At 63.6% G+C, this 13,036-nt stretch carries 15 protein-coding genes; 9 read left to right on the top strand and 6 right to left on the bottom strand.

All coding sequences use genetic code 11. The features are described from left to right. Window positions 1-127 precede the first annotated feature (127 nt). The 7 genes from gatC to ACHFB9_RS00575 all read left to right on the top strand — a co-directional run bounded on the left by gatC (window position 128) and on the right by ACHFB9_RS00575 (window position 6,154). The gene (gatC, locus tag ACHFB9_RS00545) at window positions 128-415 is read left to right on the top strand and encodes an Asp-tRNA(Asn)/Glu-tRNA(Gln) amidotransferase subunit GatC (protein ID WP_417069024.1); all 288 of its coding nucleotides are present in this window, start codon (window positions 128-130) and stop codon (window positions 413-415) included. A gap of 59 nt (window positions 416-474) precedes the next feature. Continuing rightward, window positions 475-1,062 carry a D-sedoheptulose 7-phosphate isomerase gene (gene lpcA, locus ACHFB9_RS00550; protein ID WP_417069025.1) on the top strand — a complete coding sequence of 196 codons (588 nt, stop codon included), beginning with the start codon at window positions 475-477 and terminating at the stop codon, window positions 1,060-1,062. Between the two features lie 13 nt (window positions 1,063-1,075). Next, window positions 1,076-2,548: an Asp-tRNA(Asn)/Glu-tRNA(Gln) amidotransferase subunit GatA gene (gene gatA / locus ACHFB9_RS00555; RefSeq protein WP_417069026.1), complete on the top strand. Its 1,473-nt coding sequence runs from the start codon at window positions 1,076-1,078 to the stop codon at window positions 2,546-2,548. A 2-nt stretch (window positions 2,549-2,550) separates the two neighbouring features. Further along, window positions 2,551-3,183: a homoserine/homoserine lactone efflux protein gene (gene rhtB, locus ACHFB9_RS00560; protein ID WP_417069027.1), complete on the top strand. Its 633-nt coding sequence runs from the start codon at window positions 2,551-2,553 to the stop codon at window positions 3,181-3,183. Further along, window positions 3,180-3,749: a hypothetical protein gene (locus ACHFB9_RS00565; protein WP_417069028.1), complete on the top strand. Its 570-nt coding sequence runs from the start codon at window positions 3,180-3,182 to the stop codon at window positions 3,747-3,749. The genes rhtB and ACHFB9_RS00565 overlap by 4 nt, the downstream gene beginning before the upstream one ends. A 66-nt stretch (window positions 3,750-3,815) precedes the next feature. Next, window positions 3,816-5,276 carry an Asp-tRNA(Asn)/Glu-tRNA(Gln) amidotransferase subunit GatB gene (gene gatB, locus ACHFB9_RS00570; protein WP_417069029.1) on the top strand — a complete coding sequence of 487 codons (1,461 nt, stop codon included), beginning with the start codon at window positions 3,816-3,818 and terminating at the stop codon, window positions 5,274-5,276. 134 nt (window positions 5,277-5,410) lie between these two features. After that, the gene (locus tag ACHFB9_RS00575; protein ID WP_417069030.1) at window positions 5,411-6,154 is read left to right on the top strand and encodes a hypothetical protein; all 744 of its coding nucleotides are present in this window, start codon (window positions 5,411-5,413) and stop codon (window positions 6,152-6,154) included. 5 nt (window positions 6,155-6,159) lie between these two features. Here ACHFB9_RS00575 and ACHFB9_RS00580 read toward each other — a convergent pair whose 3' ends face one another. Beyond that, window positions 6,160-6,867, bottom strand: coding sequence for a pseudouridine synthase (locus tag ACHFB9_RS00580; RefSeq protein WP_417069031.1), 708 nt, complete (start codon window positions 6,865-6,867; stop codon window positions 6,160-6,162). Window positions 6,868-6,898: 31 nt separating this feature from the next. Further along, the gene (locus tag ACHFB9_RS00585; RefSeq protein ID WP_417069032.1) at window positions 6,899-7,558 is read right to left on the bottom strand and encodes a trimeric intracellular cation channel family protein; all 660 of its coding nucleotides are present in this window, start codon (window positions 7,556-7,558) and stop codon (window positions 6,899-6,901) included. Window positions 7,559-8,017: 459 nt separating this feature from the next. Here ACHFB9_RS00585 and ACHFB9_RS00590 point away from each other — a divergent pair, with 459 nt between their 5' ends. Together ACHFB9_RS00590 and ACHFB9_RS00595 are read left to right on the top strand one after the other, a co-directional pair. Beyond that, entirely contained in the window at window positions 8,018-8,530 is a 513-nt protein-coding gene (locus ACHFB9_RS00590) for a hypothetical protein (RefSeq protein ID WP_417069033.1), read from the top strand. A 106-nt stretch (window positions 8,531-8,636) separates the two neighbouring features. Then, window positions 8,637-9,413 (top strand): choice-of-anchor A family protein, encoded by a 777-nt coding sequence (locus ACHFB9_RS00595; protein WP_417069034.1) that lies wholly within the window; start codon window positions 8,637-8,639, stop codon window positions 9,411-9,413. Between the two features lie 61 nt (window positions 9,414-9,474). Here ACHFB9_RS00595 and ACHFB9_RS00600 read toward each other — a convergent pair whose 3' ends face one another. From ACHFB9_RS00600 to ACHFB9_RS00615, 4 genes are read right to left on the bottom strand one after another with little or no spacing between them, the layout of a single operon-like run. Next, a complete protein-coding gene (locus ACHFB9_RS00600) occupies window positions 9,475-10,428 on the bottom strand; it encodes a TIGR00266 family protein (protein ID WP_417069035.1) in 954 nt (317 codons plus the stop codon). Window positions 10,429-10,441: 13 nt separating this feature from the next. Then, window positions 10,442-11,122 carry a TIGR00266 family protein gene (locus ACHFB9_RS00605; RefSeq protein WP_417069036.1) on the bottom strand — a complete coding sequence of 227 codons (681 nt, stop codon included), beginning with the start codon at window positions 11,120-11,122 and terminating at the stop codon, window positions 10,442-10,444. A gap of 13 nt (window positions 11,123-11,135) precedes the next feature. After that, window positions 11,136-11,798, bottom strand: coding sequence for a TIGR00266 family protein (locus ACHFB9_RS00610; RefSeq protein ID WP_417069037.1), 663 nt, complete (start codon window positions 11,796-11,798; stop codon window positions 11,136-11,138). Continuing rightward, entirely contained in the window at window positions 11,795-12,961 is a 1,167-nt protein-coding gene (locus tag ACHFB9_RS00615; protein ID WP_417069038.1) for a M48 family metallopeptidase, read from the bottom strand. The genes ACHFB9_RS00610 and ACHFB9_RS00615 overlap by 4 nt, the downstream gene beginning before the upstream one ends. Window positions 12,962-13,036 lie beyond the last annotated feature (75 nt).

Genomic DNA, 13,036 nt, shown 5'->3' on the forward strand with positions numbered 1-13,036 from the left:
CGCTTGCTCCGCCTGGACGAGCCGCATCTGCGACTCCCCGGCATCCGTCCGGCTGGGGCGGGTAAAGCGTCTATGATAACCTATTCAATTCTATGGATTAAATCCGCGAGCGCGGTCAATTCCCATCATGTCCCTCTGTACTGATGATGTTTTCCGCATTGCCAAGCTGGCCAGGCTGGAACTTGATGCCGGTGAAGCCCAGGCAACGCTAGACAAACTCAACGGCATCTTCGGCCTGATCGAGAAGATGCAGGCGGTCGATACGACCGGCGTCGAACCCCTGTACAAGCCTCAGGCCGTCGCTCAGAGGCTGCGCGACGACGTCGTGACCGAAACTGACCGCCGCGAAGCCTATCAGGCTGTCGCGCCGAGCGCCGAGGAAGGCCTCTACCTCGTCCCCAAAGTCATAGAGTAGTCCTCACGAGACGGATTCGGGCGAAGAGCCCGATGTCGAACCAAATCTGGATCACACACATGTCCGAACAACGCGTAGCCGAACATTTTTCCGAAGCCCTGGCGCTGCTCCAGCGCCTCGCTGTGGATAAGCCTTTCCAGTCCTCTGTTGCCGCCGCCGCCAAGCTGCTGGTCGAGAGCTTCCTGGCCGGAGGGAAAGTCATTTCCTGCGGCAACGGCGGTTCGCACTGTGATGCGATGCATTTCGCCGAAGAGCTCTCCGGCCGCTACCGCGAGAACCGCCCGGCGCTGCCGGCGATGGCCGTATCGGATGTCTCGCACATCACCTGCGTCGGCAACGACTACGGTTTCGAGCAGATATTTGCCCGCCACGTCGAGGCTTTCGGTCGCGCAGGCGACGTGCTGTTGGGCATCTCGACGAGCGGCAAGTCGCCGAACGTGCTCGCCGCAGTCAAAGTGGCCCGCGAGCGGGGCGTCAAGGTCATCGCGCTGACCGGCAAGGACGGCGGAGAGCTGGCGCGTCTGGCTGATGTTGCGATCGTCGTGCCGCATTTCGGTTACGCCGATCGCATCCAGGAAATCCACATCAAGGTGATCCACACGCTGATCGACTTGGTCGAACGCGGCCTGGGCTACACGCAGGCTTGAAAGAACGAAACCGATGATTGAACTGAGTCTGAAAGAGATCGCGGCCGGCCTGGCTGCGCGGCAATTCTCCAGCGTCGAGCTGACGCAGACCTTCCTCGACCGCATCGCGGCGCTGAACCCTGGGCTCAACGCCTTCATCACCGTCGATTCCGACGGTGCCCTGGCTCAGGCCCGGGCCGCCGACGTGGCGATCGCAGCCGGCAAGGCGGGGCCGCTGACCGGGCTTCCGATCGCGCACAAGGATCTGTTCTGTACTGAAGGGCTCTTGACCAGCTGCGGCTCGAAGATGCTCGAAAACTTCATCAGCCCCTACGACGCGACCGTCGTTGCGCGGCTCAAGGCGGCCGGCACCGTGCTGCTCGGCAAGACCAACTGCGACGAGTTCGCGATGGGCTCGACGAACGAGAGCTCGGCTTTCGGTGCGGTGAAGAACCCCTGGGATCTCTCCCGTGTGCCGGGCGGTTCCTCGGGCGGTTCAGCGGCGGCGGTCGCTGCGCGTCTGGCGCCGGCGATCACCGGCACCGATACCGGCGGGTCGATCCGCCAGCCCGCTTCGCTGTGCGGCGTGACCGGTCTGAAGCCGACCTATGGTGTCGTGTCGCGCTGGGGTATGGTTGCCTATGCTTCGTCGCTCGACCAGGGCGGCCCGTTTGCGAAGAGCGCCGAGGACTGCGCGCTGATGTTGAACGCGTTCGCCGGCTTCGACGACAAGGATTCGACTTCGGCTGAACGCGAGGGCGAGGACTACACGCGGCTCCTGAATCAGGCTCCGGCCGATCCGGCCAGGCCGCTCGCCGGCGTGCGCCTGGGCGTTCCGAAAGAATACTTCGGAGAAGGGCTTGCCGCCGACGTGCGCGTTGCGATCGAAGCGGCGCTCGTCGAACTCGAAAAGCTTGGCGCGGTGCGCGTCATCGTTAGCCTGCCCAAGACCGAGCTGGCGATTCCGGCCTACTACGTGATCGCACCGGCCGAGGCGAGTTCGAACCTGTCGCGCTACGACGGCGTTCGCTATGGCCACCGCGCCGCCGAGTACCGCGACCTGATGGAGATGTACTGCAAGAGCCGGGCCGAAGGCTTCGGCCGCGAAGTCCAGCGCCGGATCATGGTCGGCACCTATGTGCTGTCGCACGGCTATTACGACGCGTATTACCTGCAGGCGCTGAAGCTGCGCCGGCTGATCGCCGAGGACTTCCAGGCGGCGCTGGCCCAGTGCGATGTGCTGGTCGGACCGGTGAGCCCGACGACTGCCTGGTCGCTCGGCCAGATGGCCGACGATCCGGTTCAGATGTACCTCGCCGACATCTACACGGTAGCGCTGAACCTTGCCGGTCTGCCGGGCATGTCGGTGCCCTGCGGCTTCGGCAAAGGCGGTCTGCCAGTCGGTCTGCAGCTGATCGGCAACTACTTCGACGAGGCGAGAATGCTCGCGATCGCGCACCGCTTCCAGCAGGCGACCGACTTTCATACCCGCGTGCCCAAGCTCTAAACATGAGCGTGCACACCTGGCTCGCCTTCTTCGCTGCCAGCTGGTTGATCAGCCTGTCACCGGGCGCCGGCGCGCTGTCGAGCATGACGGCGGGCCTGCGCTACGGCTTTCGTCGCGGCGTCTGGAACATCCTCGGGCTGCAGTGCGGAATCGCGCTGATGCTGATGGTCGTCGCTCTGGGCCTCGGCGCGGTTCTGGCCGCGTCGAACCTCGCCTTCAACGCGATCAAGTGGTTCGGGGTGGCCTATCTGGTCTGGCTCGGAGTCCAGCAGTGGCGGGCCGAAGCCCGACCTTGGGTCGAAGACGGGGGGGAGGTGATTCCGGCTTCGCGCCGAGCCCTGGTGTTGAGAGGTTTTCTGGTCAATGCGAGCAACCCCAAAGGCGTTGTCTTCATGCTCGCGGTGCTGCCCCAGTTCATCAATCCCCATGCGCCCCAGGCTCCCCAGTACCTCGCCTGCGCGGCTTCGCTGTTCATCTCCGATGTGGTCGTGATGTGCGGCTACACGCTGCTGGCGGCGAGGGTTCTGACCCTGCTGCGCGAGCCCGGACACATTCGCTGGACGAATCGCGTCTTCGGTGGCGTTTTCGTCGGGGTCGGCATTCTGCTCGCTGGTTTCAAGCGGGGCGCGGCGTGAAAATCGGGCGGCTAGGCCTGCTGGGGGCTTCGCTGGCGCTGCTTGCGGCCTGCGCGACCCGGGCTCCCGAGCGCCCGGAAGTGGGCAAGCCGTCGCCGGCGGCGCCGCGGAGTCCGGCCGCCAAGGGGGCTGAGCGCCTTTTGCCCGCGGTACCGAACCGGCTGACCCAGCCGACACCGGCCGCGCCGGCGGTCGGCCGGCCACGGGGGGCGATGCAGGTCAAGCCGCTCGACGTCGCCTTTCGCTGCGCGTCACTCGACGAGCGTCATCACTCGGCCCAGGCTGATGTCGAAGTGAAGGAGGGCAGGGTTCGCTACCTTAGGGCGAGGCTCGCGACCCCCCAGGGTGGGGCCTGCGAGTTCGCGCTGCCGGACTTCCTGCAGACGCAGCGCCCGAGCGTCGTGGAATTGAAGGCGCGCAACGGGCGCTGCACGCTGCACATGTGGGAACAGGGGCCCAAAGTCACTTTGGCCTACAGCGACTGCGAGCAATACTGCACGCCGTCGAAAACGATGGATTACATCCTGCCGATCCTCTACGACCGGCGGGTCAAGCGTTGCAATTGAATGGAAAAGTTGCCTGCGGGTTTTGCGGACGAGTGAAATCGCGGGGCTTCAAAGGGAAGAGACGAAATGGCGAGAGCTGATTGGGAAGTGGTGATTGGGCTGGAGACTCACGTCCAGCTTTCGACGCAAGCGAAGATCTTTTCGGGCAGTTCGACTGCCTTCGGCGCCGAAGCGAACCGCCAGGCATCGGCGGTCGACATCGCGCTGCCCGGCGCGCTGCCGGTGTTGAACCGCGGTGCGGTCGAGCGGGCGATACGTTTCGGTCTCGCGATCGGCGCGAAGGTCGCGCCGACGTCGATCTTCGCGCGCAAGAACTACTTCTATCCCGATCTGCCCAAGGGCTATCAGATCAGCCAGTTCGAACTTCCCGTCGTGCAGGGCGGAGCGATCACGGTACAGGTTGGCGAAGGCGACAAGGCCTACGCGAAGACGGTCGAGCTGACCCGCGCCCACCTCGAGGAGGACGCCGGCAAGTCGCTGCACGAGGACTTCAGCGGCATGTCCGGGATCGACTTGAACCGCGCTGGCACGCCTCTGCTCGAAATCGTCACCGAGCCGGTGATGAGCTCCTCCGATGAGGCGGTCGCCTATGCGCGGGCGCTGCACGCGCTGGTGCGCTGGATCGACATCTCGGATGGCAACATGCAGGAAGGTTCTTTCCGCTGCGATGCGAACGTGTCGGTGCGCAAAAAGGGCGACCCGGTGCTGGGCACCCGGCGCGAGATCAAGAATCTGAACAGCTTCCGCTTCCTGAAGGAGGCGATAGAGGCCGAGATCGCCTACCAGATCGAGACGATCGAGGACGGCGGTCGGATCCAGCAGGCCACCGTGCTGTTCGACCCGGAGGCGGGCGAGACGCGCGCGATGCGCTCCAAGGAAGACGCCAACGATTACCGCTATTTCCCCGATCCCGATCTGTTGCCGCTGGTGATTTCGGACGAATGGGTCGAACGCGTCAAGGGCGAGCTCCCCGAGCTGCCGGCTCAGCTGAGCGCACGCTTTCTGAGCGAGTACGGCCTGTCCGCCTACGATGCGGCGACGCTGACCGCGAGCCGCGAGACGGCGCAGTACTTCCTCGACACGCTGGAGCTCGCCGGGGCTTCCCTCGCCAAGCCGGCCGCGAACTGGGTCATGGGCGAACTTGCCGCGCGGCTCAACAAGGAAGGGCTGGAACTCACCGCGGCGCCGATCAAGCCGGTCCAACTGGCCGGAATGCTCAAGCGGATCGGCGACAACACGATCTCGAACTCGGCCGCGAAGAAGGTGTTCGACGCGTTGTGGAACGGCGAAGGCGAGGATGCCGACGCGCTGATCGAGAAGCTGGGCCTGAAGCAGGTCACCGATCTGTCGGCGATCGAACCGATCATCGACGAAGTGCTCGCGGCGAACCCGAAATCGGTCGAGGAATTCCGCGCCGGCAAGGAAAAAGCATTCAACGCTCTGGTCGGTCAGGTCATGAAGGCCTCGCGCGGCAAGGCCGCTCCGGCCCAGGTCACCGAGCTGCTGAAGAAGAAGCTCGGAGCCTGATCGCTTCATCAGGGCCGCTTCGCGAGAAGCGGCTCATTCGTCCAGGCGAATAGCCTGGCCTGCCAGGTTTTATATTGTCACCCGAATTCCGGTCGCCATAATATGATGGCCTGTCTTCCCCCCGGGCGCACAACATGAACCCCCTCAAGCTGCTGTTAGCCACCCTGTTGTTCTGCGCGCAGTCCGCGCAGGCAGCAGATCACCTCCGCTATGCGGTCGTCTCGTTGGTCGGAGACCAGCTCACGGTCGCAGCCCGTAAGCTTGCGACAGGAACCCGCCTCAACCGGACCGAGAACACCGTGCTTTCAGTTCAGGGGCTGGGGCTGGACGATGAAGTCCTCGATGAAGTGGACAAACTGCTGCCGGCGCTTGCGCCGGGAGCGCAAGTCAGTCTGCTGGGTCTGAGCAGCTCCGAGGCCTACAGTGCTCCGACCGACAAGCTTTTGCAGCTGCCTGCGCTGCAGAAGGCGCTTCAGGCCGAGCACCCGGATCGCATCGTGCTGATCCGCAAGCTGCGCAGCGATGCACGCCTGCAGTTGAGTGACGGAAATGTCGGAAACGGATATCTCGAGGGGCTGGGCTTCTACATCGACAGCACGCTCAGACTTGAGCAGGAAGGTGCGGGGCGAACCGATAAGGGCTTCATTTCGCCCTATGTCTATATTCAGCTGACTCTTCTCGACGGGCGCGATCTGCGGGAAATAGGGACGGTTCCGATCACCGCTTCGCGGCCTTTTGCAGCCAGTGCCAGCCCGTCCGGACTGGCTTGGGATGCTCTGATGGCTGAAGAGAAAGTCGCGATACTGCGCACGATGCTTCAAGATGCTGTGCGCACCAAGCTTCCCAGGCTGCTCGCCAGCGAAACCCGGCGCAAGTAAGCCCCTCAGGCCTCGCAGCGCAGCGCGGCGAGGTCGGCTTCGCTGAGCCAGGCCCAGCCGCCTTCCGGCATCGTGTCGGGAAGCTGCAGCCTGCCGACCGCGATCCGCTTTAGCGCTTCGACGCGGTTGCCGGCCGCACCGATCATCCGTTTGACCTGGTGATACTTGCCGGACGTGATCGTCAGCTTCAGCGTGTGTTCGCCGGTCGCTTCGCAGCTTGCGGCCGCAACCGGTTCGGGATCGTCGTGGAGCTCGACTCCGGCGAGCAGCGCTTCGATCAGCGCGGCTTCGACCGGGTGCTTCAGCGTGACCTCGTAGACCTTGGGAATCTTGCGCTTCGGCGACGAGATCTGGTGGATCAGCTGGCCATCGTCGGTCAGGATCAGCAGGCCGGTCGTGTCTTCGTCGAGGCGACCGATCGCCTGGACTCCGCGCGCGCGGATCGGGTCGGGCAGCAGTTCGAAGACGCTGCGGTGGTGCTTGGGCTTCTGCGAGACTTCGTAGCCGACCGGCTTGTTGATCATCAGATAGGCTTGGGCGTGGTAGGGCCAGATCTCGCCATCGACGTCGAGCACGAGTGCTTCGGTCGTGAAGTCCTCGAAGGGATCTTCGCAGAGCTTGCCCGCGATCGTGACCAGGCCGTGCCTGACCAGTCCCCGGCACTCCTTGCGGCTGCCAAAGCCCTGGGATTGAAGAATCCGGTCCAGTTCCATGATTGTCCTTCCTGATGTGCGAGGGCGAACTCTACCCTGTCTTGCCCGGTTTCCCGGAGTCAAAGTGTGGCAGACGCAGGTGCCAGCGCATCGCGGCGAGGCGAAGCGAGACGATCACGCCGTAGGATACCGGTCCTGCCCAGCGGTAATCGACGTTCAGCTCCAGCATCAGAATCAGGCCCAGAGCTCCTGCCAGCGCGGCGGTCGCATAGAGCTCGCCGCGGAAGATGACCGGCTCCTCGTTGAGCAGCACGTCGCGCAGTATGCCTCCGGCAACGCCGGTGATCACACCCATCACCGCCGCGACGATCCAGTGCACGCCGGCGAGCAGCGCGACCCGGGTGCCGATGACCGTGAACAGGCCCAGGCCGATCGCGTCCGGAACCAGGAAGATGTCCAGCGGCAGGGGTTTGCGTTTCGCCAGCCAGAAAGTGGCGAGACCGGGCAGCGCGACCGCAGTCAGATAGGTCGGGTCGGCGATCCAGAACACGGTGCGGCCGAGCAGCAGGTCGCGCATCGTTCCTCCGCCCAGCGCCGCGACGAAGGCGATCACGAGCAGGCCGAAGAGGTCGAAGCGCTTGCGTCCGGCTTCCAGGACCGCTGCGGCCGAGCAGGCCGCGACGGCGGCGATGCCAAGCCAGTACACGAAGAGATCTATTTCGTGTTCGAGGGTGTGAGAAGGAGTCAACATCGGGGACAATCTCTGGCGGACCGATAAGCATATCTGCACTTTGCTGTGCTCCGTACAGATCTTTGATACAGGAGTACGCAGTTGTAACAGAGATCTTGCGCAGTTGTCAGAGTGCTGCCCGAATACACTAAAGCAATGCCGTTTTCCGACGAGCGTCGATGTCACGACGTATTTCTCCTGGCGCTAGCCGTTTCGCTGCTGCTGCACATGCTCGTGTTGGCTGTGCCGGTTCAGCCTCCTCGGGCCGCACACGGCCCCGGGCGGATGACGACCCGGCTGGTGGCGAAGAGGCCCCCGCCGCCGTCCCCACCTGCCGAGGCGCCGGAAGTACCGCCGCCACCCCTGACGCCTTCGCGGCCTCCGCGTTTTGTCTCCGCGGTGCCTGGGCGCGCGCCTCTTCCTGAACCGTCTGCGGCCAGTGCGCCGCAGCGATCGTGGTCGCCCCAGGAGAAAGCGGAGATGGATGAGTTTCTCGAGTCGCTCGAAGCGCAGGCCAAGGCGCGTACCGGCCTCGCCCAGCGCTCGTTGGCGATGGCGCGCGACATGGGACGGGAGATGGCCAGGTCGGCGGCGGACGACGACGGAACGGTCAGTGTCGAGAGGCTTCCCGACAGCCCCCCGGTCAGTCCCTTCAGCCTGGAGATGTACCTGGACTCCCTGGTCACCAAACTGAACCGCAGCGCTTCTTTCGTGCGTCGCGGCCAGCGCCGTCAAGGTTCCCGCAATGCCGCGGTACAGCTCAGGCTCAACCCCAACGGCACGATCAGGACTTTCCTGGTGCTCAATTCGGGCGATCAGCACGACGAGATCGCCTACATCCAGGCTCTGGTCGAACGGGCTGCGCCCTACTCGCCCTTTCCTCCCGATCTGACGAAATCGGCAAAATCGCTGGCGATCACGATCTGCATCGTGCCGACCCACGGCGGGGGAAGCCTCGGATTCAGCCGCAATCTCGACGGTCACTCGTGCTGAATCGCGACAGGGACGGGCGGCGCGTCACATTTGTTGAAGGAGTTTGTGACCGGATTTTATCGTTTAGGGGTAAATTCGAGGCTATTCATGTTTTAGTGGTATAGCCATGTCCCGCTCGCCCTGCTGCCGTATCGCTTTTTTTGCGCTGCTGACCCTGGCCAGTGGTCTTGCCCGCGCGGACCTTGGAGCCGCCCAGGGCTATAACCTGTTCGTTTTCGACAGCCTTTCGACGACCGGATTGAGCAGCCAGGGGGCGGTCGCAGTGGGGGGGAGCACGAGCGGGAACGTTTGGGCTCCGGGCAGCAGCACTTCCTCGATCGACTTCAGTGCTGCGCAGAGCCAGCTGACCGGCCTCTCGAACAGCCTCGCCGCGCTGGCTGCGAATGGTACGACCAGCGTGACCCCCTGGAGGTCGGTCAACCTGACCGGGACCAGTTCGACGCTGAACGTGTTCAATGTCAAGGGCTCGGATCTGAGCTCCGGTAATGGCCTCTACATCTCGACGCCGAGCGGCTCGACCGTCGTCATCAACGTCGATGGCAGCAGCGTCAGCCTGCAGAACATGGGTATCTCCCTCGGTGCTGCGAACCAGGTGGCGACGACCAGCAAGGACAAGATCCTCTTCAACTTTGCGCAGGCGTCTTCGTTGAACATCAGTTCGATCGGTGTCACGGGTAGCATCCTCGCGCCCTATGCGAGTGTCAGTTTCTCCAATGGCAGCCTCGACGGCACGCTGATCGCGCAGAGCGTCAGCGGTAGCGGGACCTACAAGATCAACAGCTTCACCGGGACGATCGCCGCGGTGCCTGAACCGCAGAGCTGGGCGATGTTGATGGCCGGCCTGGGGATGCTGGGCATCGTCTTGCGCCGCCGGCGGCGCTGAGCCCACTCCGGAAACAAAAAGGCGCCGCGTGGCGCCTTTTTGTTGTCGGTGGGGAGGGGCTTCAATCGCTCTTCTTGCTCAGGCGGAACTGTTCGACCCAGCTGAGCAGGGCTCCGGTCGTGCGAGTCTGTATCCAGACCCGTCCCTTGCCGCGGAAGCGGCAGATGAGCCCTTCGCCGGAGAAGAAGAAGGACTTGTAACCGCCGAACTTTTCAACCTTGTAGTCCAGGCCTTCGCTGAAGGCGACGATGTTGCCGGTGTCGACGACGTATTCGCCGTCGACATCCTTTTCGATCATGCCGCCGTAGGTGTTGAACCAGAGGTCTCCGTGCCCGGAGGCGCGGATTAGGAAGAAGCTCTCACCCGAGAAGAAACCCTTGACCAGGCCCTGCCATTTGCTCTCCAGCTTGACGCCGGGCGCGCAGGCGACAAAAGCGCCGTTCTGCAGGAAGAGCACGTCGCCTTCGTTCAGATAGACGTGCGCGAGATCGCCCGGAGCGGCCGGTGCGATGCCGATTTCGCCGGGCGCGTTCTCCGCAGTGAATTCGTTGATGAAGATCGACTCGCTGGTCAGCAGACGGCTCAGGCCACCGCTGATCTTCGTCTTCATCTTCATATGGGTGTCCATCGTGGCCATCGCCGAGGCTTCGACCTTGATCGTTTCGCCGGCCGGAAGCTTGACGGTCAGGAAGGCGAAATCCGGCCTGGCTTCGATCGTGAAGGGAAGACCGGGTTGCGGGACTTCTTCCCCGGCGATTCGCTGAGCCGGCGTGCGGGCTTCGGCAGGGGACAACTGAGCCTCGGCGGTGATTTCGGCTTCCAGGCCGATCCTTTCGAGCGTGAGCCGATAGCGCTCGGCAGTCTCGGCGTCGAGCCCGCTCTTGATCGACCGGGGCAGGGAGGAGAGCAGCGCTTGGGCTTTTTCGGGGGCGAGCTTGAATGCCGAGGCAAATCCGGCCACGGTGGCGGCGCGATCGCCCGCGCCAAAGCCGGTCACATTGACCTTGAATGTCATCGTCTTGTCCTTATCACTTGCGCTTTTTCAGATCGGGCTGCAGCGACAGGCCGAAGCTCTTCGGATTGTGCGACTGGCACCAGACCGTGCCTTGCCCCTTGAACTTGCAAACCAGGCCTTCGCCGCCGAGCAGCGAATGGAGCCAGCTCTTGCCGGCCTTGGTCAGCGAGAAATCCAGGGTTTCCTGGAAGGCGACGATGTGCCCTGTATCAACGATGTGTTCGCCCGCAACGGCGATCGGGTAGATCGCACCGAAGGAGTTCAACACGACCTTGCCGCGACCGGACAGGCGAAGCCAGAACAGACTCTCGCCCGAGAGCAGGTTCTTGAAGCCCTGCCAACCGGTGTCGATCTCGACGCCCTCTTCACAGGCGACGAAGGAACCGGCCTGAACCAGCAGCGTGTCGCCGTCCAGCGTATATTCGAACATGTCCCCGGCCAGATCCGAACCCAGCCAGACTTCGCCTTCGCCATTGCCGGCGCGGTAATGGTTCAGGAAGAAGGACTCTCCGCCTAACAGGCGCTTGGCGGCCTTGAGAAGGCCGCCCGACGAGCGCTTGTGCGTCGTCGTCGAAACGTCCAGATTGCCGCTCATCGCGATCATCGCGCCACCTTCGGTGGTGCAGCTCTCGCCGGGAGCCAGGCGCAGGCAGGCTGCGGTGTTGCCGGGGCGATGGGTGAATTCGATTTTCATGCTCTTCTCCTGCTCAGCGCAGCTTAGGGTTGATCCAGCTGGTCAGGCCGCTGACGCTGCGAGTCTGGATCACGATGCGGCCGCGTCCGACGACGCGTGTAACCAGTCCCTCGCCGCCGAAAAAGCTGGAGAAGAGGCCTCCGGCCAGTTGCAGTTTGAGTTTTATGCCGGGTGGGTAGGCGACCAGATGGCTGGAGTCGACGATGTACTCCCCATCGATTTCCCGGTCGAGCAATGCGCCGTAGGCGCCGTACCAGAGCTTGCCGCTGCCGCGGACGACGATGCGGAAGAGGCCTTCGCCGGCGATCCACGAGACGAAACCGGCGAAGCCGACGCCGATCTTGAGCCCGTCGGTGCTGGCCAGATAGGCGCCTGGCTGCAGTAAGAAGCTCTCATTGGCGAGCTCCCGCATCCGGATCGAACCCGGGGTTGGCTGGACCAGAGTCAGCCGGCGAGCGCCGTTCGTGTTGTTCGAGAAGTGGCTGATGAACAGCGATTCTCCTCCCAACCATTTGCGCATCAGGCCGGTGAAGAAGCCACCGTTGAAGCGCGCTTTCAGATCGAGGTCGGCTGACATGCTGCTCATCGCGTCCGGCTCGGCGGTGATTCCTTCGCCGGGAGCCAGCTCAACGTCGATATAGGCAAAGGCATCGCTGCCGCATATTTCCGCTTTCATTGACGGTTTTCCATAGGTTTGCTGATGAAATCCTGAACCCGCTTGCGGAGCGCCGAAAAGGCTTGGCTGTCGTCGCGCCAGGCTTGGGCGGGCAGTTTTTGAATGCGTGTGCGCAGAGTCGAAATGCGTTCGTCCGAGTCCGGGTGGGAGCCGAAATACGCATTGGCAGTGCGCGCGGCTTCTCCGGCCTTGCCGATCTGTTCGAGCTGCCGCCGCTGCTGATCGCGGATCGTCGCGAAGAAGGCAGCCAGACCTTCGGGATCGATCTTCGCGCTGTAGAGCAGTTCGACACCCTTGCGGTCCGCCTCGCGCTCGAAGTCGCGCGAATACTTCTGGTTGACCAGCAGCGGCGCCGCACTCGCCAGCGAGGCGAGCAGGCCGGACGCGTCGCCGATCAGGGCCTGGGCGAGCACATAGATGCCGACGCTGCGGATTACGGTGCGCAAGCCGTGCCGTTCGGTGACGTGGGTGATCTCATGGGACAGAACGCCTTGCAGCTGGTTGGCTTTCGCCGCTTTCAGGATCAGCCCGGAATGGACGACGATGTAGCCGCCGGGCAGCGCAAACGCGTTGAGTTCGCCATCGTCGACGACGTAGAAATGGTAGGGGCGGCGATCCCCGGATTGGTTGAGCAAGGGGGCGACCAGAGGGCGGAGCAAGGCTTCGGATTCGCGCTCGGGCAGGAAGCGTTTCTGGACCTTGTACTGGGTGATCGCGGTCCTGCCCAGCGATTCCTCCCATTTCGCCGGTACCTGATTGGCGACGACGGCGCTGAGCGTGTCCAGCGACAGATAGGCGGCGAACGGGATCAGCGCCAGAAGCGCCAGCGCGAACAGGATGGCTCCCCAGCCCTTGGCGCGGTGTCGGCGGCGGCTGAGCAGAAGCGGCTGGAACGCCGGGTGCTCGCGAAGCCGTGGATCGGCGAGGAAGGCCGGGTCGGAAACGTAGAAACGCCAGTCGGGATGACGGGAATGGCTGAGGAAGACCAGTCGGTTTCCTGCTCCACCCAGGCTTGGCTGCAAGCCGGAGAGCGGCAGCAGTACCGAGCTGTCCGCGCCTTCGAAGCGCAGCGAATCGTGAAAGACCGTCATGCGGCCGCTGCAGCGGCCCCCGGGAAGTTCCGGGTGGAAGGCCTGGGCGTCGAATGATTGGGCGGCGTCCATTTTGTTCCGGGGGGTAGAAGAAGGAAGCTACGATACCCTATTGCCGCTTCGCCTACCCGAAATGAATCAATCCGG

Origin of the sequence: Niveibacterium terrae (assembly GCF_048213115.1) — a bacterium.
Classification (GTDB): Bacteria; Pseudomonadota; Gammaproteobacteria; order Burkholderiales; family Rhodocyclaceae; genus Niveibacterium; species Niveibacterium terrae.